The 20,686-nt window shown below is 58.9% G+C and carries 26 protein-coding genes; 9 read left to right on the forward strand and 17 right to left on the reverse strand.

Going from position 1 to position 20,686, the window contains the following annotated elements; genetic code table 11:
* The first annotated feature begins 95 nt into the window (after positions 1–95).
* On the forward strand, positions 96–341 hold the full coding sequence (locus AAIE04_RS05055) for a YceK/YidQ family lipoprotein (protein ID WP_074054529.1): 246 nt from the start codon (positions 96–98) through the stop codon (positions 339–341).
* 6 nt (positions 342–347) lie between these two features.
* Here AAIE04_RS05055 and AAIE04_RS05060 read toward each other — a convergent pair whose 3' ends face one another.
* Together AAIE04_RS05060 and AAIE04_RS05065 are read right to left on the reverse strand one after the other, a co-directional pair.
* Positions 348–893 carry a GNAT family N-acetyltransferase gene (locus AAIE04_RS05060; RefSeq protein ID WP_498576605.1) on the reverse strand — a complete coding sequence of 182 codons (546 nt, stop codon included), beginning with the start codon at positions 891–893 and terminating at the stop codon, positions 348–350.
* 34 nt (positions 894–927) lie between these two features.
* Positions 928–1,305: a MysB family protein gene (locus AAIE04_RS05065; protein WP_074054527.1), complete on the reverse strand. Its 378-nt coding sequence runs from the start codon at positions 1,303–1,305 to the stop codon at positions 928–930.
* A gap of 209 nt (positions 1,306–1,514) precedes the next feature.
* On the opposite strand from AAIE04_RS05065, the gene leuA reads away from it, so the two are divergent.
* The gene (gene leuA, locus AAIE04_RS05070; protein ID WP_498576606.1) at positions 1,515–3,194 is read left to right on the forward strand and encodes a 2-isopropylmalate synthase; all 1,680 of its coding nucleotides are present in this window, start codon (positions 1,515–1,517) and stop codon (positions 3,192–3,194) included.
* On the opposite strand, the gene AAIE04_RS05075 is transcribed toward leuA, so the two are convergent.
* Positions 3,154–3,945: an AraC family transcriptional regulator gene (locus AAIE04_RS05075; RefSeq protein ID WP_019455866.1), complete on the reverse strand. Its 792-nt coding sequence runs from the start codon at positions 3,943–3,945 to the stop codon at positions 3,154–3,156. The genes leuA and AAIE04_RS05075 overlap by 41 nt on opposite strands.
* A 136-nt stretch (positions 3,946–4,081) precedes the next feature.
* On the opposite strand from AAIE04_RS05075, the gene AAIE04_RS05080 reads away from it, so the two are divergent.
* Genes AAIE04_RS05080 through AAIE04_RS05095 form a run of 4 tightly spaced genes read left to right on the forward strand, consistent with a single transcriptional unit; the run spans position 4,082 to position 5,643 of the window.
* Positions 4,082–4,399: an ArsR/SmtB family transcription factor gene (locus tag AAIE04_RS05080; RefSeq protein ID WP_019455865.1), complete on the forward strand. Its 318-nt coding sequence runs from the start codon at positions 4,082–4,084 to the stop codon at positions 4,397–4,399.
* Positions 4,389–4,823 carry a YeeE/YedE family protein gene (locus tag AAIE04_RS05085; RefSeq protein ID WP_019455864.1) on the forward strand — a complete coding sequence of 145 codons (435 nt, stop codon included), beginning with the start codon at positions 4,389–4,391 and terminating at the stop codon, positions 4,821–4,823. Before AAIE04_RS05080 ends, AAIE04_RS05085 begins: the two co-directional genes overlap by 11 nt.
* 2 nt (positions 4,824–4,825) lie before the next feature.
* Positions 4,826–5,254 (forward strand): DUF6691 family protein, encoded by a 429-nt coding sequence (locus AAIE04_RS05090; protein ID WP_498576607.1) that lies wholly within the window; start codon positions 4,826–4,828, stop codon positions 5,252–5,254.
* Positions 5,245–5,643: a VOC family protein gene (locus AAIE04_RS05095; protein WP_019455862.1), complete on the forward strand. Its 399-nt coding sequence runs from the start codon at positions 5,245–5,247 to the stop codon at positions 5,641–5,643. The genes AAIE04_RS05090 and AAIE04_RS05095 overlap by 10 nt, the downstream gene beginning before the upstream one ends.
* 50 nt (positions 5,644–5,693) lie before the next feature.
* On the opposite strand, the gene AAIE04_RS05100 is transcribed toward AAIE04_RS05095, so the two are convergent.
* The 4 genes from AAIE04_RS05100 to AAIE04_RS05115 all read right to left on the reverse strand — a co-directional run bounded on the left by AAIE04_RS05100 (position 5,694) and on the right by AAIE04_RS05115 (position 10,465).
* Positions 5,694–7,247, reverse strand: a complete 1,554-nt coding sequence (locus tag AAIE04_RS05100) for a peptide MFS transporter (protein ID WP_019455861.1) — start codon at positions 7,245–7,247, stop codon at positions 5,694–5,696.
* A 474-nt stretch (positions 7,248–7,721) separates the two neighbouring features.
* The gene (gene mdtG / locus AAIE04_RS05105; RefSeq protein WP_498576608.1) at positions 7,722–8,960 is read right to left on the reverse strand and encodes a multidrug efflux MFS transporter MdtG; all 1,239 of its coding nucleotides are present in this window, start codon (positions 8,958–8,960) and stop codon (positions 7,722–7,724) included.
* Positions 8,961–9,159: 199 nt separating this feature from the next.
* Positions 9,160–9,444, reverse strand: a complete 285-nt coding sequence (locus AAIE04_RS05110; protein WP_198635406.1) for a YciI family protein — start codon at positions 9,442–9,444, stop codon at positions 9,160–9,162.
* Positions 9,445–9,544: 100 nt separating this feature from the next.
* Positions 9,545–10,465, reverse strand: a complete 921-nt coding sequence (locus AAIE04_RS05115; RefSeq protein WP_025159951.1) for a Kdo(2)-lipid IV(A) acyltransferase — start codon at positions 10,463–10,465, stop codon at positions 9,545–9,547.
* A 394-nt stretch (positions 10,466–10,859) separates the two neighbouring features.
* Between AAIE04_RS05115 and trhO the strand changes: the two genes are divergently transcribed.
* Positions 10,860–11,927 (forward strand): oxygen-dependent tRNA uridine(34) hydroxylase TrhO, encoded by a 1,068-nt coding sequence (gene trhO / locus AAIE04_RS05120; protein WP_498576609.1) that lies wholly within the window; start codon positions 10,860–10,862, stop codon positions 11,925–11,927.
* 43 nt (positions 11,928–11,970) lie between these two features.
* Here the strand turns inward: trhO and AAIE04_RS05125 are convergent, their stop codons facing one another.
* Positions 11,971–12,549, reverse strand: a complete 579-nt coding sequence (locus tag AAIE04_RS05125; RefSeq protein WP_019455856.1) for a YceI family protein — start codon at positions 12,547–12,549, stop codon at positions 11,971–11,973.
* Positions 12,550–12,572: 23 nt separating this feature from the next.
* Positions 12,573–13,127, reverse strand: coding sequence for a cytochrome b (locus AAIE04_RS05130; RefSeq protein ID WP_019455855.1), 555 nt, complete (start codon positions 13,125–13,127; stop codon positions 12,573–12,575).
* Between the two features lie 442 nt (positions 13,128–13,569).
* Here AAIE04_RS05130 and AAIE04_RS05135 point away from each other — a divergent pair, with 442 nt between their 5' ends.
* On the forward strand, positions 13,570–14,628 hold the full coding sequence (locus AAIE04_RS05135; RefSeq protein ID WP_198635405.1) for an AI-2E family transporter: 1,059 nt from the start codon (positions 13,570–13,572) through the stop codon (positions 14,626–14,628).
* Here AAIE04_RS05135 and AAIE04_RS05140 read toward each other — a convergent pair.
* From AAIE04_RS05140 to pyrC, 8 genes are all read right to left on the reverse strand, one after another.
* Complete coding sequence (locus AAIE04_RS05140; RefSeq protein WP_498576610.1) at positions 14,576–15,580, reverse strand: zinc-dependent alcohol dehydrogenase family protein; 1,005 nt, start codon at positions 15,578–15,580, stop codon at positions 14,576–14,578. The genes AAIE04_RS05135 and AAIE04_RS05140 overlap by 53 nt on opposite strands.
* A gap of 3 nt (positions 15,581–15,583) precedes the next feature.
* Positions 15,584–15,700 (reverse strand): DUF2770 family protein, encoded by a 117-nt coding sequence (locus tag AAIE04_RS05145; protein WP_046686852.1) that lies wholly within the window; start codon positions 15,698–15,700, stop codon positions 15,584–15,586.
* A gap of 122 nt (positions 15,701–15,822) precedes the next feature.
* Positions 15,823–16,449 carry a response regulator transcription factor gene (locus AAIE04_RS05150; RefSeq protein WP_025159950.1) on the reverse strand — a complete coding sequence of 209 codons (627 nt, stop codon included), beginning with the start codon at positions 16,447–16,449 and terminating at the stop codon, positions 15,823–15,825.
* A gap of 216 nt (positions 16,450–16,665) precedes the next feature.
* Entirely contained in the window at positions 16,666–17,781 is a 1,116-nt protein-coding gene (gene solA, locus AAIE04_RS05155; RefSeq protein ID WP_498576611.1) for an N-methyl-L-tryptophan oxidase, read from the reverse strand.
* Between the two features lie 141 nt (positions 17,782–17,922).
* Positions 17,923–18,177: a biofilm formation regulator BssS gene (gene bssS, locus AAIE04_RS05160; RefSeq protein ID WP_004927812.1), complete on the reverse strand. Its 255-nt coding sequence runs from the start codon at positions 18,175–18,177 to the stop codon at positions 17,923–17,925.
* A 202-nt stretch (positions 18,178–18,379) separates the two neighbouring features.
* The gene (locus AAIE04_RS05165; RefSeq protein ID WP_019455850.1) at positions 18,380–18,658 is read right to left on the reverse strand and encodes a hypothetical protein; all 279 of its coding nucleotides are present in this window, start codon (positions 18,656–18,658) and stop codon (positions 18,380–18,382) included.
* 129 nt (positions 18,659–18,787) lie between these two features.
* A complete protein-coding gene (gene dinI / locus AAIE04_RS05170; RefSeq protein ID WP_019455849.1) occupies positions 18,788–19,027 on the reverse strand; it encodes a DNA damage-inducible protein I in 240 nt (79 codons plus the stop codon).
* Between the two features lie 75 nt (positions 19,028–19,102).
* Positions 19,103–20,149 (reverse strand): dihydroorotase, encoded by a 1,047-nt coding sequence (pyrC, locus tag AAIE04_RS05175; protein ID WP_074054520.1) that lies wholly within the window; start codon positions 20,147–20,149, stop codon positions 19,103–19,105.
* Between the two features lie 213 nt (positions 20,150–20,362).
* Between pyrC and AAIE04_RS05180 the strand changes: the two genes are divergently transcribed.
* Positions 20,363–20,650, forward strand: coding sequence for a putative quinol monooxygenase (locus tag AAIE04_RS05180; protein ID WP_019455847.1), 288 nt, complete (start codon positions 20,363–20,365; stop codon positions 20,648–20,650).
* Positions 20,651–20,686: the final 36 nt, after the last annotated feature.

The raw sequence follows: 20,686 nt of genomic DNA on the forward strand, positions 1-20,686 counted from the left end.
ACGCGCGCCGGTACCGGTGGAGAAAGGGAACTGTGATAGACTGCGGCCAATGCATTGTTCACTCGCGAAACAACCCTTTGCTCAGAGTTAATGTCGTGAAGCTCTCTTCCTACTTTCGCCTGGCCTGCGTGGCGGCCGGCGTGATGGTCTTAACCGGTTGCGGCAGCATCATCAGCCGCACCGTGCCCGGTGCCGGGCATGGCCACCAGTATTATCCCGGCGTGCAGTGGGATCTGCGCGATACGCCCTGGCGCTACGTCACGGTGATAGACGTGCCGCTGTCGATGGTGGTGGACACCTTTATGCTGCCGTTCGATGCGCAGCATGGCCCCTATGAATAGATCCGTTCAGCGGGTGGCGAACACCACCAGCTGATAACCTTTTTGTCCGCAGTGGAAAGGCGTCAGCGCCGTCATGCCCAGTCCCTGCACGTGAGCGGCCAGCGAATGCGGGTTGTCGTCGTCGATAAACAGCGCGCCCACGTCGTAGTCATGGCGGGTGTGCGCTTTGACCGCGTCGTAGAGGCGTTTCAGCACGCCCTTGCCGCGCCAGGCGGCGTCGAGACAGACCGGGCCGTAGAGAAACACTCGCTGCTCGCTCAGCGCCCGGCCGGCGAAGGACTGCGTGGCGAGCGTTGCCAGCATCGCGTCCACCACCGGCGGCCGCGGTTGCACGTCGGCGGGCATCAGGCAAACGAACCCCGCCAGTCGGCCTTCCTGTTCCGCTACCCATATGCCGAGGCCGTGGTTGATCGCCGCCAGCTGTGCCTCATTCATGCGCGAAACGATAAATCCCTGCCGTTTTTGGCGCTCGTCGAGCGCTTCCGGCACGTTTTCCCCCTGCAGCTGCAAAATGGCGGGGTAGTCACTGGGACGGGCCCGACGAATAATCATGTTGCCTCCTTGGCGATAAAATCTCTGGAGCGGATTAGCGCTCATCCCATTCATCGGCGGCGGCCTGGCCCTCTTCGGTGTCCAGCGGCGGCTCGAGCTGGAAGTCGCCTTCTTCCCATTCGTACAGGGTATTTTCGTCTATCCACTCGGCGGTGATCTCCACCTCGTCGTAGTCACCGTCGAAAATCGCCTGCGCCGCCGCACCGCTGCGTAGCGTCAGGCATTCCACCGCTTCGCCTTCGTCTTCGAAGAACTCCGCCTGCCACATCGTATCGCCATCCTGCATCACGTACTTTTGCAGATTGAACTGCTGCGGCACCGGCGGTTCGCCATCGCTGCCGCCTTCTGCGGTGTCGATAAACTCTTCGCGTGCGGCCTCGATGGCTTCTTCCAGGGTTGCATACAGGCTCATGTTCGCCTCCGTTGACGATGAGAGTAAAGCGCCCGGCGTACTGTTGGCGCGGTGGGAGAAATATCAAAACTAATTGTTGTCTGACTGGCGCAGGATGCAAATTTTTTTATTGTCCGTTGTGCGACGACGATTGTCTGCAAAGCGGGAGAAGCAGGGGCGGAGGCGGGAAATAATGACGTTATCGTTCACTCAGGCGTCAGGAGAAACCCATGTTAATCGACCCTTCACACAAATACCGACCGTTCCCGCCGGTGGCGTTACCGGATCGCCAGTGGCCTTCACGCACGCTGCGACAGGCGCCGCGTTGGTGCTCCAGCGATCTGCGCGACGGCAATCAGGCGCTGGCGGAGCCGATGGATAATGCACGCAAACGCGAGTTTTATCAGTTGCTGTTGCAGTGCGGTTTCAATGAGATCGAAGTGGCTTTCCCTTCGGCGTCGCAAACGGACTTCGACTTTGTGCGCGCGCTGATCGACGAGCGGCTGATCCCGGACGACGTCACGATTCAGGTGCTGACGCAGTCGCGCGATGATCTGATCGATCGCACTTTTGAGGCATTGCAGGGCGCCCCGCGGGCCATCGTACATTTGTATAACGCCACTGCGCCGATGTTTCGCGACATCGTGTTCCGCCAGGATAAGGCGGCGACCGTGGCGCTGGCGGTGAACGGCGCGCGCCGCATTCGCCGACATTGCGAGGCGCAGCCCGATACCGCCTGGTGCTTCGAGTATTCGCCGGAGACCTTCTGCTTTACCGAATTGGAGTTCGCGCTGGAGATCTGCGAAGCGGTGGCGGATGCATGGCAACCGGGGGCACAACGGCCGATGATCATCAATCTGCCGGCGACGGTGGAGGTGAGCACTCCCAACGTGTATGCCGATCAGATCGAATGGTTCTGTCGCCATTTCAGTCGTCGCGCCGACGTGACGATCAGCGTGCACCCGCATAACGATCGCGGTACTGGCGTGGCTTGCGCGGAGCTGGCGCTGTTGGCCGGCGCCGACCGCGTCGAAGGTTGTCTGTTCGGCAACGGTGAACGCACCGGCAACGTCGATCTGGTGACGCTGGCGTTGAATCTCTATACCCAGGGCGTGGCGCCGGGCCTGGACTTTAGCCGCCTGAAGCAGGTGGTGGAGGTGGTGGAGCAGTGCAATCAGCTGCCGGTGCATCCTCGCCATCCTTATGCCGGCGAGTTGGTGTTTACCGCCTTCTCCGGTTCGCATCAGGATGCGATCAAGAAAGGCTTCGCCGCACAGCGGCAGCGGCAAGATGGCCGCTGGCAGGTGCCTTACCTGCCGCTCGATCCCGCCGATGTCGGTTGCAGCTATGAGGCGGTGATCCGGGTCAACAGCCAGTCCGGCAAAAGCGGCGGCGCCTGGCTGTTGGAACAGAATCATGGGCTGGCGTTGCCGCGCGGTTTGCAGATCGATTTCAGCCAGGTGGTACAGCGGGCGACCGACGGCAGCGGTAAGGAAATGAGCGTCGCACAGCTGTGGCGTTTATTCCGCGACACTTACGGGCTGGTGGAGCAGCCGTGCTTGCAGCTGCTGAGCTACCAGACGGAAAGCCACGGCGCAGAGGCATACAGCTTCAACGCACGAGTCGCTTGCGCAGGAGAACAATTGCGGCTGCAGGGAGCCGGCAACGGTCTGCTTTCCAGCGCGGTGGATGCGTTACGTCAGCGTTTCGGCTTGCCGTTGGCGATCGAGGATTACCACGAACACACGTTGGGGCATCAGAGCGACAGTCGAGCGGTGGCCTACATTCGCTGCGTCTTGCCGCATGGAGAGGCGAGCTACGGCGTTGGCATCGACGTCGACTCCGCCAGTGCCTCGCTGCAGGCGCTGTTCAACGTTGCCGGGCGCTATCTGGCGTCGCGGTTCGAGTGAAATAGTCGCTGGGCGCGACGCCCAGCACCCGGCGAAACATGGCGCTGAACGCGCTGGGGCTGTCATAGCCGAGATCCAGCGCGACTTCCAATACTGAACGGCCGGTCGCCAGCGCGTTTAATGCCGCCAGCAAACGGGCGCGTCGCAGCCAATCGCTAAAACGCAGCCCGGTTTCTCGCTGGAAGCGTCGTGACAGGGTGCGTCCGCTGACGCTGAGGCGAGCGGCCGCCTGTTCCAGCGTCCAGGGCTGCGCCGGTGAGGTCTGTATATGGCGGCACAGGGCGAGCAGCGAGGCTTCGCGCGGTTCCGGCAGGTGCAGCGGCAGGATCGGCAGCATCCTTAACTCATCCAGAATCAGTTCCATCACCCGCTCATCGCGCCCGCCGCTTGGGTAGCCTGGCGCAATCTCCATCGCACAGATAATCAGCTCGCGCAGCAATGGCGAAACCTGCACCACCTGGCATTGGGCCGGCAGATCGGCGCGCGCCAACGGATCGACGAACAACGTTCTGGCTGCCACCTGGCCAGTGATGCGCAGGCTGTGCACCATTTTCGCCGGCACCCAGACGCCGCGGCCGGGCGGCACCACCCAGCTGCCAAGCCGGGTTGTGACCTGCACTACACCGCTCAGGCTGTGTATCAGCTGTGCGCAATGATGGTAGTGCTCCGGCTCGCTGTCGCCGTGGCGATAATCTTTGGCTAATGGCCGGATAGGCTGATTGGCCGGCAGAACGTCGTGAAACAACAGCATGGTGAGTGTTCTCCGCACGGCGAAAAGGGAATAACAGCATGCCATGAGGCGCGGTTTAGCACCAGCCGGTGGCGCGGCACGGTTAGATGGTATATAAAATGATATTATATAATTTTATAAATTGTTTGGAGGAGCAATGGACATAGACGCGATGCGTAAGGCGGCGGCGCAGGCCGGCGCGATGCTGCGCACCTTAGGCAATGAGGATCGGCTGCTGCTGCTGTGCCGGCTCAGCCAGGGGGAGATGGCGGTAAGCGAGTTGGCGCAGGCGCTGGATATCCGCCAGCCGACGCTGTCCCAACAGCTTGGCGTGCTGCGTGAGGAAGGCTTGGTCTCCACCCGGCGCGCCGGCAAGCAGATTTACTATGCGGTGGCCGATGCCAAAGCGCTGGCGCTGCTCCATACCCTGTATCAACTCTATTGCCCACAGCCGGAGAATCGCGATGAACATTGACTGGCAACATTTCACGCCTTACTCCGCGTTGGCGGGCGGGGCCATTATCGGCGCAGCGGTGGCGCTGCTGCTGCTGTTCAACGGCCGGATCGCCGGTATCAGCGGCATTACCGGCGGTTTATTGAGCGCCGGCGGTCGGGAGCGGGGCTGGCGCGTCGCATTTATTGGCGGGTTGTTGCTCTCTCCCTGGCTGTATGCTGCCGCTGCGGCTTTGCCGTCTGGTGAGATCGCGACCGGCAGCGGCTGGCTGGCGGCCGCAGGGCTGTTGGTGGGATTGGGCACTCGATTGGGCAGCGGTTGCACCAGCGGGCACGGCGTGTGCGGCGTCGCAAGGTTGGCGCCGCGTTCGCTGGCCGCCACGGCGGTGTTCATGCTGCTGGGGTTTATGACCGTCTGGCTGATGCGCCACCTGTTGGGAGGGTGAAAATGCTTAAATCGTTGTTGGCGTTGCTGAGCGGCGTCATTTTCGGTCTGGGGCTGATCGTCGCCGGCATGGCCAATCCGGCTAAGGTGTTGGCGTTTCTCGACGTTACCGGCCAGTGGGATCCTTCGCTGGCGTTAGTGATGGCTGGGGCGATCGCGGTAGCGGCGCCGGCCTTCCTGTGGGCGCGGCGACGCGAACGGAGCCTGTTGGGGGAAATATTGCAGATACCGGCCGCCGGACGTGTGGATCGCCGTTTGCTGGCGGGTAGCGCGCTGTTCGGCATCGGCTGGGGCATCGCGGGCATCTGCCCCGGCCCCGCCTGGGTGCTGGCGGGAGCGGAGATGCAGCGGGTGTGGCCGTTCCTGTTGGCGATGCTGGCGGGTATGGCGCTGTATGAAATTATCATGAGGCGGAGGCGTTCATGTCGATAGCCAAAGCGGTGTTGCGCATCGCGCGCCCCACGGATCGGTTGCAAGAGATCGCCGCGCTGTATTGCCGCGGGTTGGGATTCGAAAGGCTGGGCGAGTTTGTCGATCATCAGGGCTTTGACGGCATTATGATCGGGCATCCGCAGCATGCCTACCATCTGGAGTTCACACAGCATCGCGGAGTGCGAGTCGGACAGGCGCCGACGCAGGATCATCTGCTGGTGTTTTATCTGCCGGATGAGAACGATTGGCGCGCAGCGTGTGAGCGGATGCGGGCGGCGGGGTTCCTATCGGTCGCCGCCTATAATCCCTATTGGGATCGGGCGGGGCAAACCTTTGAAGATCCTGATGGCTACCGGGTGGTATTGCAACATCAGGCCTGGCAAGCATAAAAAAACCGGCGCATCGAGCGCCGGTTTGCGAGATGAAAACGGTTTATCCGTCAGGCGTTGGTCGCCGGTTTTGGCGCGCTCTTGGACTGGGTATTTTCCAGCATGCGGCGAATCGGTACGATCAACACAATCAGCACGGCGGCGCAAATCAGCAGCGCGACTGAACAGCGAGCGAACAGATCCGGCAGCATATTCAGTTGGTCGGCCTTGACGTGACCGCCGATCAGACCGGCCGCCAGGTTGCCCAGCGCACTGGCGCAGAACCACAGCCCCATCATTTGCCCGCGCATTCTCTCTGGCGCCAGCAGCGTCATGGTAGCCAGCCCGATCGGGCTCAGACACAGTTCACCCAGCGTCAGCATCAGGATGCTGCCCACCAGCCACAGTGGCGATACGCCGGCGCCGCCATTGCTCAGCACGTTCTGCGCGGCCAGCATCATCAGGCCGAAGCCGCCGGCGGCGCACAGGATGCCGATCACGAACTTGGTGATGCTGCTCGGACGCACGTTATTGCGCGCCAGCGCAGGCCAGGCCCAGCTGAACACTGGCGCCAGCAGGATGATGAACAGGGCGTTGATCGACTGGAACCACACCGCCGGGATCTCGAAGCCGCCAATCATGCGATTGGTGTAATCGTTGGCGAACAGGTTGAACGAGGTCGGTTTCTGCTCAAACGCCGACCAGAAGAACGCGGCGGAGATCAGCAGGATGAAGCACACCAGCAGGCGTGCGCGCTCTTTGCGGCTCAGGCCGGCAAAGGCGAACAGATAGATGAAGTACAGGGTGACCGACGCGGCGATCACGTACACCAGCACGCTGGCCACCTCGACCGGGTTGATGACGATGGTGCCTTGGGCGATCAGCACGATGACGGCCACCAGGATGGCCGCCAGCGCCAGCAGCCAGGCGCCGACGCCTTTTTTCTTCGCGACCGGGCTGTTCCAGGTGGAGTCCAGGCCCACTTCGCGGTCATAGCGTTTCATTGCCGGTACGGCGAACACCCGGAAGATCACCAGCGCCACCAGCATCCCGATACCGCCGATGCCGAAGCCCCAGTGCCAGCCGTGTGATTTGATCAGCCAGCCGGAGATCAGCGGAGCGATGAACGAGCCGATGTTGATGCCCATGTAGAACAGCGAGAAACCGCCGTCGCGGCGCGCATCGCCTTTCTTGTACAGCGTGCCGACCATCACCGAGATACAGGTCTTGAACAGGCCGGAACCGAGCACGATGAACATCAGGCCGATGAAGAACAGGTTGGTGCCCATCACCGCGGACAGGGCGATCGACAGGTGGCCGAGCGCGATCAGGATCGAGCCGTACCAGACGGCCTTGCGTTGGCCGAGCCAGTTGTCCGCCAGCCAGCCGCCCGGCAGCGCCGCCAGGTACATGCTGCCGGCGAAGATGCCGACGATCGCCGAAGCGTTCTCACGCGCCAGACCCAGACCGCCGTCGTACACGGTGGCGGCCATAAACAGGATCAGCAGCGGACGGATGCCGTAGAACGAGAAGCGCTCCCACATTTCGGTGAAGAACAGCGAACCCAGCGGATAGGGATGGCCGAAGAAGGTCCGGCTTTCTGACTTATTGACAGAGGATTGCATAACGATTTCCCAATAAAAGGCGCTGCAAGGCTGCAGCCCGTACTGTGGTATGTATGTGTATTTAATGAAGGCGCTCCGCCCAATGCGGATTACCCGACAAAACCGCGGCTGCAACGCTGATAAACCGTGGAAAGCGTGCTGACCTTTTCTTCACTTGGCCGATGGTTCACATCTGGCGTGATATTATTTAACCATTTGATAACTGGTCGTTGGTTTTGTCTAGTACCTGTATCCCATTTTTTAGACGAAAAGTCGACAAGCATCTCCTTTTCTGGTTTTTCCGTTGGTTAAAGCAGGAATAAGATTGACAGCGGGTTTTATGTGCTGAAAGTTTGTTTTTTGTTGATAAACAAACTGTTGCGATAAGAATGTTCTGAGTGAGGCAAAAATTCACCGCTTCGGGGGAGGCACTATTAAAAGTAGGGGAAATGCGCCGTTGATCCGGTCAACGGCGAAAACTGGCGATAAATGCAGCTATTGCTCCTCTTGCAGCGTGTCTTCCCGCATGTATCCCGGGCGCCGCCGCAGACACCACCAGGAATAGCTGGCGTTGAACAGCACCACCAGCGCGGTGACGCAGAAGACCGCGCGGAAACCGTAGCCGGCGGAGACCGCGGCGCCGAGCAGCGGACCGCTGACGTTGCCGACGTCGCGGAACGACTGGTTGTAGCTGAAAATACGGCCGGCCACCTGATTGGTGCAGTTATAAATCAACAGCGTCTGTACCGCCGGCAGCAGCGCGCCGTCGGCCGCCCCCAGCAGAAAACGCAGTACCCCAAGCTGCCACGGCGTTTGCACGAACGCCATCGGGATCAGCAGCAGCACCGAAAGGAGCAGCATGCATACCAGAATCCGCTCCGGGCCGATGCGATCGCCCAGTTTGCCCAGCCGCGGGGCGCTCATCAAGGCCGCGACGCCGGGCACAGAGGCGATCAGCCCGCTGATAAACGCCAGATTATGGGTGGCGCCGGCCAGATCGCGCACATACAGCGTCAGGATCGGCGCAATCGAGCCGGTGGCGATCTGAATGATCATGGTGGTGACGAACAGGCTGAGCACCAGCTTCGGGTTCCTCTGCGAGGCGAACACCTGCCGTGCGTGCAACATGTCGCGTTTTTGTACCGGGGTGAATTGCTCTTTGACATACAGCAGCGTCAGCACGAAACAGGCGAACAACACCGCGGCGGTGATATAAAACACCGGGCGCAGCCCGTACAGATCGGCTAACAGGCCACCGATCAGCGGGCCGATCAGCGCACCGCCTACGCCGCCGGTAGACAGGGTGCCCAGGGCCCAACCGCTGCGGTTGCGCGGCACCTGGGTGGCGATCAGCGCGTTGGCGTTGGGGATGAACCCGCCGAGCAGCCCCAGCACCGCGCGCAGCACGAGAAACTGCCAGACCGTTTGCGCCATGCCCATCAGCACCATGACGATCGCCATGCCCAATGCGGAGCGCAGCAACATCAGTTTGCGGCCGCGTCGGTCGGCCAGAGCGCCCCAAAACGGCGCGGCGATAGCGGAAAACAGGAAGGTGATGCTGAACAGCAGGCCGGACCACATGTTGAGCGCCTGATGGCCGGTTACGCCCAGCGTCTCTACGTACAGCGGTAGAAACGGCATCACCAGGCTGAAGGCGGCACCGGTGAGAAAACATCCCAGCCAGGCGACGAAAAGGTTGCGTTTCCAGTTAACGGGTTCTGCTGCCGAAGCCATAAATGTCCACTGCCGAAAGGTGACGCGTTTTGCCAGCGGCAAGGTGAAGGGGCAAAACGTGAAAGTTAGCCTGATAAGTATGCGCCGCCAGCGCGGCAACGGCAAACGAGGGGACGAAGATCGGGGTAAAAATGAAATAAAGTTTTAAAAATGGCGTTTAAACCTTATTCCGCGCTTATCGCGCGGAATTTACAGCGTTTTATAGTCCGGCCAGCGCCTCGAAACCGGCGGCGGTGGTGGTGGCGCTAAAGTCGGTGACCTCATAGTGGGCCACGGCGTTGAAGGGATCTTCGGCCAGGATGGCGTCCAGACGCGCGCGTTCAATGCCCTTGGCCAGGATCACGCCGCCGGTGCGGGGATTCTTGCGGCCGGAGGCGACGAAGGTGCCGTCCTGAAAATATTGTTTAAGCCAGGCGATGTGCCCGTCAAGGTGGCTATCGACTTCGGTAATCGGGCGATGGTAGGTCAGGCTGACAATGTACATAGCGGCTCCAGGGTTGGCGGCAAAGGCTTTACCATCCCACCCTCGCCGGCGATTCTCAAGGGGCGCGCAATAAAAAACCCGCCGGCGGCGGGTTTTTAGGTCAGTACAGCGAAGGCTCGCCTTCCGGACGAGTTTTGAAGCGGCGATGCAGCCACATATACTGGTCCGGCGCCATCAGGATCTCTTTTTCCACCACTTTATTCATAAAGGCGGCGGCGTCGAGTTCGTTATCCAGCGGGAAGTTTTCCACCGCCGGCTGCATGATGAGCTCATAGCCTTTGCCGTCCGGCAGGCGGCGCGGGGTGAACGGAATGATCGCCGGCTTGCCCATCCGCACCAGCACGTAGCTGCCGGTGGTGGTGGCGGCTTTGTCCACCGCGAACAGCGGCACGAAAACGCTGCTGCGCGGGCCGTAGTCGTGATCCGGCGCATACCAGATAATATCGCCCTGTTTCAGGGCGCGGATCATGCCTTTGACGTCCTTGCGATCCAACATGGATTTATTGGAGCGCATGCGTCCCCAGGTTTGCAGCCAGTCCATCAGCTTGTTGTCGTGCGGGCGGTAAACGCCGATGCCTGGGTTGTGAATGCCGAAGATGCGCGCGCCCAGCTCCAGCGTCAAAAAGTGCAGGCCAATCAGCAACACGCCCTGATGGTTATCGCGCGCTTTTTGGATATGCTCCAGGCCGCTGACCTTGAACCAACGCTCGATGCGCCAGTTCGGCCAGAACCACGCCATGCCGGTTTCAAACAGACCCATGCCGACCGACTCGAAATTCTTTACCACCAGCGCATCGCGTTCGGCCTGCGGCATGTCGGGAAAACAGAGCTCGAGGTTACGTTGGGCGATAACGACGCGCCGCTTGAGAAAGCGCATGGAAAACCGACCGATCGAGGTGCCGAGCCAATAGATAACAGGATAAGGCAGCAACACCAGCAGATACAGCAAGCCGATGCCTACCCAGGTCAGCCAGTAGCGCGGGTGCAATAAGGAACGATTGAAAGTAGGAACTTGAGTCATGGATTCTCTGTTTGAATACGGTTGTTTAAGTGTAATGACAGAGTCATAGCATGGTCTGGCGGCGGATATGCTCGGCCGTCAGGTTCGTTTCTGCCGTTTGTTTGCGACTATTGTGGCATTTTTCTGGCGCGTCGGGAAAAAACAACGCATTAAAATCCCCTTTTCGGCGTTAAATATGCATCAGGTGTGGGATTTTTCCACAAAATTTCCTGTGCAAGGACAACGGCATGGGCATCTTCGGCGATGCTATGGTGCACAAGGCATCCATATGGGGCCCCTTGGCTCGTGCGCAGCTGTGCGCTGCGCCGGTTTTTCGGGTATGATGTGCGCCGCGCGCGGGCCGGTTGGCAGCGCGCGGTAATCAGTCACCTCCCGAAAGACAGGAAAGTACACCATGCCAGTGTTACATAACCGAATTTCTAACGAGGAACTGAAGGCGCGCATGCTGGCGGAAACCGAGCCGCGCACCACAGTTTCTTTTTACAAATACTTCTCCATCGACGATCCCAAAGCGTTTCGCGACAGCCTGTACGTTCAGTTTGAAAAACTGAAGGTGTTTGGCCGCATCTACGTGGCGAAAGAGGGCATCAACGCGCAGATCAGCGTACCGCAGCATAACTTCGACGCGTTCAAAACCGCGCTGTTCGCCTCGCACCCGGCGCTGGATCAGGTGCGCCTGAACATCGCGCTGGAAGACGACGGCAAATCCTTCTGGGTGCTGCGCCTCAAGGTGCGCGAGCGCATCGTGGCCGACGGCATCGATGACGACAGCTTCGATCCGAGCAACGTCGGCGAGTATCTGCAGGCCGATCGCGTCAATCAGATGATCGACGATCCGAACACGGTATTCGTCGATATGCGCAACCACTATGAGTACGAAGTCGGTCACTTCGAAAACGCCATCGAGGTGCCGTCGGATACCTTCCGCGATCAGCTGCCGATGGCGGTGGAGATGCTGCAGGACAGCAAAGACAAAAACATCGTCATGTACTGCACCGGCGGCATTCGCTGTGAAAAAGCCAGCGCCTATATGCTGCACAACGGCTTTAAAAACATCTACCACGTGGAAGGCGGGATCATCGAGTACACTCGCAAAGCGAAAGAGCAGGGGTTGCCGCTGAAGTTTATCGGCAAAAACTTCGTGTTCGATGAGCGCATGGGCGAACGCATCTCCGAGGATGTGATCGCCAACTGCCACCAGTGCGGTGCGCCATGCGATACCCACACCAACTGCAAGAACGACGGCTGTCACCTGCTGTTCATTCAGTGCCCGAGCTGCGCCGCCAAGTTTGAAGGGTGCTGCAGCGAGATTTGCCGCGAAGAGCTGAAGTTGCCGCGCGAAGAGCAGCGTGCGCGCCGTGCCGGCCGTGAGAATGGCGTCAAGATCTTCAATAAATCGAAAGGATTGTTGCAGACCACGATGCACATTCCGGCACCGGAAGAAGAAGGCCCAGCTCGCTGAGCCTGACGAAATGAGAAGCCCGGCCGTCTGGCCGGGCTTTTTTTTATTTCTCGCGCACGCCTTCTACGGAGATGATCAGCTCAACGTCTTGCGATGCCGGGCCCAGATCGGTGGTGATGCCGAAGTCTTTCAGCTTGATCTTGCCGTTGGCTTCAAAGCCGGCGCGGTAGCCGCCCCACGGATCGTTGCCCTGGCCAATCAGTTTGGCGTCCAGCGTAACCGGCTTGGTCACGCCGTTCAGCGTCAGGTTGCCGACCACCGCATAACCGTCGCCGTTTTTCTTCACTTCGGTGGATTCAAACTTGGCCTGCTTGTTCTTCTCCACGTTGAGGAACTCGGCGCTGCGCAGATGCTTGTCGCGCTCGGCGTGGTTGGTGTCGACGCTGGCGGTATTGATGGTCACATTGACCTTGTCCTTGGACGGATCTTTTTCGTCGAAGGTGAAGCCGCCGTCGAAGTCTTTAAAGCTGCCGTACAGCCAGCTGTAGCCCAGGTGTTGGATGCGGAATTCGATAAAGGCATGCTGGCCCTGTTTGTCGATCTTGTAATTCGCCGCCAGTGCGGAACCGGCGCTCAGCAGCAGGGCGCCTGCGGTCAGGCCCAATACGGTCTTTTTCAACATAGCAATCTCCATAAATCCAAAGGTTAATCGGCGCTGCTACCCAGCATCCGTTTCAAAGTGACATCACGATCGATAAAGTGATGTTTAAGCGCGGCCAGCCCGTGCAGTACCGAAAGCACGACCACGGTCCAGGCCAGGTAAAGGTGTATGGCGCCGGCAGTATCGGCCTGTTCGGCCATACCGGTGACGGTGGCGGGCACGTTGAACCAGCCGAACACGCTGATCGGCTGGCCGTCGGCGGTCGAGATCAGATAGCCGCTGATCAGAATGCCGAACAACACGGCGTACAGCGCCAGATGCGCGAGGATGGCGCTGACGCGAGTGAGGCGGCCATAGCTGGCCAAAGGCTTGGGCGGCGGCGAGACAAAGCGCCAGATCACGCGGATCACCATGACGATGAACAGCAGCGCGCCGATGCTTTTGTGGATCTCCGGCGCCTGGTGGTACCAGACGTCGTAATAGCCCAGCGTGACCATCCACAGGCCGAGCGCGAACATGCCGTATACCGTCAGCGCCACCAGCCAGTGGATCAACACTGACACATGGCCGAAACGATCGGCGGTATTTTTCCAGAGCATCCTGTTTCCTTCGATTACCGATTGGCTGGCTGCAATAATTAAACTTTAGGAAACATAAAATCAATAATAAATTTAACTATGTTACTACTTTGAAATATTAGTCAGTGAATTTGTTTGAGATGTTGGGAGTTAATCAGATAAATCGTTGAAGATGATATTATTTTGCTCACGTAAAATTTATGCTAGTTGTTGAAAATTAGGATTATTCTTTATTAACGTCAGCTTTTGTCATTTTACGTAAATTCTGCATGAATTGCCCGGCGGGATTATTTGTTGGCAAAGGTTATGCCTATTTCTTGCGACGAGAGAAGGGCGAAAAGATTAGTTTCATCGAACGGTTGCGTTAAATACCCTGCGGCGCGGCGGCGGAATTTTGCTACCATTAGCGCCAAGAGACGGCCCCATGAGGCCGGTTAACCCAGTGAAATAACAAGGAAACGTCATGGGCCGTACCCGCGTGACCGACAGCAGCCTGCGCCTGGCCGTCCTGCTGGCGATGTTGGTGATCATTTTGGCCGGGGTGAAAGCCGCCGCCGATATCGTGGTGCCGTTTTTACTGGCGGTGTTTCTCGCCATGGTGTTGAACCCGCTGGTGGCGATGCTGGAACGCAAGCGCGTGCCGCGCATCGTTGGCGTCACGCTGCTGGTGACGGCGGTGATCGTGGTCGTGATGCTGTTTATCGGCATGTTAGGCGCTTCGCTCAATGAGTTCGCCCGCTCGCTGCCGCAGTATCGCGGCATGATGATCGAGAAGCTGCGCGAGCTGCAGCATTACGCCGACCGCTTCAACATCAGCCTCTCCAGCGAAGCGATGCTGCAGTATGTCGATCCCAGCGCGGCGATGAATCTGGTCACCCGCATGCTGGGGCACTTGTCTGGCGCCATGACCAACGTCTTCCTGCTGCTGATGACCGTGGTGTTCATGCTGTTCGAAGTGCAACTGCTGCCTTACAAGCTGCGGCAGGCGCTGGATAAACCGGACGAGGGGCTCGCCGCGATGCGGCGAGCGCTGGATGGCGTGACGCGCTATCTGGTGATTAAAACCATTATTAGCCTGGCCACCGGGGTGATCGTCTGGATCTTTCTGGCGGCGGTCGGCGTGCGCTTCGCCTTTATCTGGGGGCTGCTGGCGTTTCTGCTCAACTATATTCCCAATATCGGCTCGGTGTTGGCCGCCATTCCGCCGCTGATTCAGGCGCTGCTGTTCAACGGATTGGGCGATGCGCTGGTGGTAGCGGGCGGCTTTATCGCTATCAACATGGTGATCGGCAATATCCTCGAGCCGAGAGTGATGGGGCGCGGGCTGGGGCTGTCGACGCTGGTGGTATTCCTGTCGCTGATCTTTTGGGGCTGGCTGCTGGGGCCGGTCGGCATGCTGCTGTCGGTGCCGCTGACAATCGTGGCGCGCATCGCGCTGGAGACTACCGAGGGCGGCTATCGGCTGGCGGTCATTTTGGGGGACGGTCGCCCGCCGCGTCAGCCTCCGATGCCGCCGGAGTGAGGAAGATTTTTCCGTTTACGCCTGGCTGGGCGGCATGCTGCAGCGCCGCTGCGAACTGGTGCAGAGGGTAAACTGCGGCAGGTGGGCGCAGCGCCAGCTCCCCGCGTCGCAGCAGCTGGAAGAGCTGATAAAACGCCGTCTGCCACTGCGCCGGTGCTGCCTGTGCGTTCCATTTGCGCAGGTGAAACAGCGAAGCGCGCAGCTTCAGCTCGTCCACCACGCGCCGCCAGTCCACCTGACGCCCACCTAAAAGGCCCAGCGCCACGAAGTCGCCGCCGGTGCGAACCGCCCGCGCCAGCTGCAAGCCGTCTTCTCCACCGATGCAGTCGATGGCCGCGCGGGCGCCAAAATTCGTCATCTGTGCCAACTGAGGCGCGTCGATAACGCGCCAGGCGCCGGCGGCCAGCAGCGCCGGGCGATGAGCGGCGTTGCGCGCCACGACCGCCAGACGAATGCCGCGCAGCGCCGTCAGCTGCGCCAGCAGCAGGCTAACGGCGGAGCCGCCGCCGTTAAGCAGCAGCACGTCGCCGGCGGTGAGCGACAGCCATTGCGTCAACAGCACCCAGCAGGTGAGCGGGTTGATATAGATTTGCGCCGCGCTGGCGTCGTCGATGTCGTCCGGCACCCAGACCACCCGCTCTTCAGGCAGCGTGACGAAGGTTTGCCAGCTGCCGTCACCGGCTATCGCCAGCGCGCGTCGGCCGGTTGAGCGCCCGCTTTGCGGATCGACGATGACGCCCACGCCTTCATACCCCGGCACCTGCGGCAGGGCGATGCGGTGCGCATATTGACCGTGAATCGGGATCAGGTCGGAAGGGTTGATCGGGGCATAGCGCATCCGCAGCAACCGCTGGCCGGGGCGCAGTGGCGGTTTGCTCGCCTGCTGCAGTTCCAGCACCTCGGCGGGGTCGCCAAAGCGGTTGAAGCTCAGTCGGGGAAATGACGACGACATGGGTTACATCACGAAGAAGAAATAGACATCCAGCACCAACAGCACCAGCCACAGACACAGGTACAGCACCAGGTGCTCGCGCACGTTGTTGACGATCGCCGCCAGAATTCGGTTTAACATTTCAGCCGCCTGAAGAAAGGGACCTTTGATTATAGTCCTTTTCTTGGCGTCTTTTATAGCGCGCCGCGTGGGGGCGGTGGGCGAATGGCGATAAAAAAGCCTGCGTTATCGCAGGCTTGATGCTAAACCGCCAGCAGCGCCAACGGCGTCGAATTGGTTGGTGCACTCGGCGGATAGAAGTAGCGCAGTACGTTATACAGCGAGTAGAACTCCAGGCGATTGCGCGCGTTGATCTTCTCCGTAATGTGACGTTTGTGCACGTACACCGTATGCGAGCTGATCTGCAGTTTTTTCGCGATGCGGTAGTTGGGCATTTCCGCCATCCAATATTTCATCACCGTCAGTTCCTGCGGGCTGAACAGCGAACGCTCTTCGCCGTCATCGGCCAGCGCCAGCGGATTTTCGCGCAGCATGCGCAAGGTGAACGGCAGGATGCTTTTATTGAACAGAAATGCGTTATCGGCGATACGCATTGGCGTTTCGCTGTAAGGGTAAGGGGTGTCGAGATAGATGAACAGCAGGGCGGACTGGCTGGCTTCCATAAACGCCAGCAGCTGCGCGTCGGCTTCGTTATAGCGGCATTGGTTGCTGAGGTTCACCAGTATATGACTCGGCTGAAAGCTGGCCAACAGCGGCGTAGCGTGCTCAATGCTATGGCAGCATTTGATCGTCGTAATTCCACTATCCGCAAAGTAGCTGGCTATACCGACCCGGGTGAAGCAGCATTCGTCCACGACAAGTAGTTTCATGGTGACGTCCTTGTTGAAAGCCGATGGAGCATATCTTCTGTAAAATAGGACTTACACTGCAAGTGTTCAATTCGGAAATTCAATTGCTGAATACAAGAAATTTCCGTTATCAGGATTTTTACTTGATATTTAAAAGCGTTAGCAGGTTAATAAATTGTAACCATCAAATTTCGCTGTCCAGGGACAAGGGTGAATGCGGACAGCGAAATCCTTCGCTCAACGAAATCGCTTCAGGCCAAAGCAGGAAACGTCGACCGGCGGCGCTTTGTCCTGCGCGAACAGCGCGGCGATCTCGCCCAGTGCGCTGGCGAACTTGAATCCGTGGCCGCTCAAGCCGCTGATGACCATCAGGCGATCGCAACCCGGCAGGGTATCGATAATAAAATCTTCGTCGGGGCTCATATCGTAACTGCAGGCTTCACCGTGTAAACATACGCCTACACCCGGCAAAAACTGCCGCAGGAAGGCGAAGACTTCCGTGCCGTCGCTGGCATAGCTGCCGAAGGGTTTACGCTGCTCGGGGGCATCCATCGGCTGGCCGCCGTCGTGCTTGCCTATTTTCAGCCCGTCGTTGTCCGCCGGGAAGCCGTAATAGTGCGTGCCGTCTTGCGCTTCGACGGTAAAGGCCGGGAAACGATTATTCACGCTGTAGCGGCCGTCCGCCTGGTGCCAGGAGAAGACCTTGCGCAATGGCGTGACCGGCAATTGCGGCAACAGCGCTTTGACCCAGGTGCCGGCGGTAACTACCGCTTTGCGCGCCGTAAAGCGCCCTTCGCCGGTGACGACCTCCACACCGCCATCGATAGGCGTTACCGCGTTGACCGGGCAGTTGAACAACTGACTGCAGCCGGCTTCTTTCGCCAGCTTGATCAGGCCGGCTACCGCCAGCTCGGAACGCAGGAATCCGGCGTCCGGCTCGAAGACGCCGACGTAGCCTTCCGGCGCACGGAATTCCGGCCAACGTTGATTGATCTGTTCGGCGCTGAGGGTTTGCGCGTTCAGGCGGAATTGTTGTGCGCTGTGCTGCGCATTGCGAATGAATTCGGACTGCTGCGGCCCCAGGTTGAGTACGCCGCACGACTGGAACAGCTCCTCGCCGGATTGCTGAATCAGCGCATTCCACAGCGCCTGCGCGCGCAGCACCAGCGGCACGTATTTTTCGCCTTCGCCGTAAGCGTGACGGATAATGCGGGTATCGCCGTGATGGCTGCCGTTGCGGTGTGGCGGGATGGCGCTGTCGATCATCAGCACTTTCAAGCCGGCGCGCGTGGCGTAATAACCTGCCGCTGCGCCGACGGAACCGCTGCCCACCACAATCAAATCATATTCCACGTGCCCACCTTCTCTGATAGCGATTTCTTATCGGCCCATGATAAAAGTTTGGCGAGCGCAATGCACTGATTGAACGGCGAAAGGCAAAGAAAAAGGCGCCGGGAATGGGGCGCGGCGCCTTAGGGGTTAGGGGACGATGAATCAATGCTTTCTGCGATCAAGATCCTGGTAATCCGTAGCTTCAATTTTGGCGATGCCGGCCTCTAAGATATTGATTAATTGACGGGCGACATCTGTGGTCAGCCAAAGCGTTCGGTCTACTTGGGCTTCTTCGGGCGTTTGGTCTAGTGAAGACAGGTAATGAAGGCGTATCATCATGGCGTCGTAAACGTCGACAGTACTGATATCCCAACCGACAAGCGGGTGCGTCTGAATTACTTCATCATTTCTGTCCATAAAGACCCCTTATTGAGTAGTAACTACCGTGAGTGACTAACGAGGATCAATGCGGCTCATCATCATGAGAGCAATTACAGTATACGCATCCGCTTTCATCGGTGGAGGGGTTTGTCACCGAAATTTGCAAAATAAATATTTATTTGAACAATTATTCTACAAATTCGTATGCGGTTCTGTGGATGAATAAAGCGCGGCGGCGTTATTCCGCGCCGGCAGGCGGCGGTGAGCCGTGCAGGCATTTTTCCAGCTCCTCGGCCAAATGCGCGAAATGCTTTTGCGTTTCGGCGTCGCGGTTCTGGCTCTGCGATTCCAGCTTCAGGCTGTGGATCAGCAATTGATTGGCTTTGTCATCCAGGCTGAATGCCAGATAAGAGAAAGCCACTTCCAGTACGTTCAGACGCCTTTTCTGATCGGCAATCAGCGCCAGCAATTCGCCAAACGTCATCGCGTCTTCGGATTTCACCTTGTCCGGGGCCATGCTAACTCCTTTGCGTTAAAAACAGTATGCAGCGGATTTTGTTCCAGAATAAGGGTAAGCGATGAAAGAGCAGGGCGCCAGAAACAAAAAAGCCGGAGAGCGACCCCCGGCAAAAACAGCATTGCAGTGTTATTCTGCGCTGAACCATTCGTCCGCGCTTTCCCAGGTTTCCTGAAGGATTTCCTCGATCAGATCCCGGTCGGTTTTGGCCCCCCCCAGCACGGAGAGCCCGTTGGTGCCGGCATAGCGGACGTGCACGACGGCGTCTGGAAACTGGCGATTGACCCGCTTGCCCAGTTCACCGGTCAGCGCCTCAATGGCGCCCGACGGCAGCGGCCGGGTTTTATCTATAGTGACTTCAACACGCATAATTGCCCCCGAAGCGATTTACTGTTTATTTATACAGTTAACCGCGAGCGGGAGCAAGTAGGGAAAGCAAAAATATCAGTCTTTCAACGACCAGCTTAAGGTTTCGCCGGCCAGGAAGGGGATGACGGACTCATCGCCCAGGGCGATCGCTTCCGGCTGGGTGGTTGGCACGCGCTGCAGCTCGATGAAGTCTTCGTTGAGAGGCAGGCCGTAGAAGCGCGGGCCGTTGAGCGAACAGAAGGCCTCGAAGTGCTCCAGCGCGCCGAGCTGTTCGAAAACGGCGGCGTAAGCCGGGATGGCATTCGGTGCGTTGAAACAGCCGGCGCAGCCGCAGCTGGACTCCTTGCGATGCTTGAGGTGCGGCGCAGAGTCGGTGCCGAGGAAGAAACGGTCCGAGCCGCTGGCCACCGCCTGGCGCAGCGCTTCCTGGTGCACATTGCGCTTGAGGATCGGCAGGCAGAACAAGTGTGGGCGAATGCCGCCGACCAGCATGTGGTTGCGGTTGAACATCAGGTGCTGCGGCGTGATGGTGGCGCCGAGGAAACGGTTGCCTGCCTGCACGTATTGAGCCGCTTCTTTGGTGGTGATGTGCTCGAAGACGATTTTCAGTTCCGGGAAGTGACGGCGAATAGGTTCCATCACCTGTTCGATAAAGCGCGCCTCGCGGTCGAAGATATCGACGGCAGGATCGGTCACTTCGCCGTGGATAAGCAGCGGCATGCCGATTTTTTGCATCTGCTCGAACAACGGGTAAATGCCGGTCACGTCGCTGACGCCGTGGCTGGAGTTGGTGGTGGCGTTGGCCGGATACAGCTTGGCGGCGGTAAACACCCCTTGCTCGAAGCCGTTGATCAGTTCACTGGCCGCCAGGGAGTTGGTCAGGTAGCAGGTCATCAGCGGAGTGAAATTGTGGCCCTGCGGAACCGCCGCCAGAATGCGATCGCGGTAGGCGCGCGCGGCGGCCACGGTCGTTACGGGCGGAACCAGGTTCGGCATCACGATCGCCCGGCCAAATACCTGGCTGGTATAGGGCACCACGGTTTTCAGCATCTCATCGTCACGCAGGTGAATATGCCAGTCGTCTGGGCGGCGGATTTTCAGAACTTGAGGTTGTGCGGTCATCTAGCTAGGCTCCGGCGGTCAAATACGTCTAATGAAAAGCGAATAATGGGTTTATTCACGCCGGGGTGTAAGGATAAGCGGAAAGTGCCGCAGATGCATCTGTTTGTTGCCGACAAGTTGAAATCAATGGGCCAGCAGGCGCATAGTGGCAGGGATTTCAACGATGCCGACATGATTAGGGTCGACTGCCATCAAGTGGAAAGGGAGAAAACAATGGAAGTACGCGTTATCGCCACCCTGCAAGCAAAAGCGGGATTTGAGGCCGCCGTCAGCGAAGCGGTGCACGACATACTCGAGCCTAGCCGCCAGGAGTTGGGCAATCTGCAATATGATTTGCATCGCGACCTGGAAAAACCGGGCGTCTTCGTGTTCTTCGAGCGCTGGGCCAGCAGCGAAGCGCTGGATAAGCATAATAAGACGGCGCATTTTCAGCAGTTCGTCAGCCGGCTCGATGGCAAGCTGGATGTTTTGGACATCAAAAAGCTGAAGAAGATCGCCTGAATCTTTTTGCAGCCAAGAAAAAACCCGCCGATGGCG

It is taken from the genome of Serratia sp. Ae19-1, from assembly GCF_059801225.1.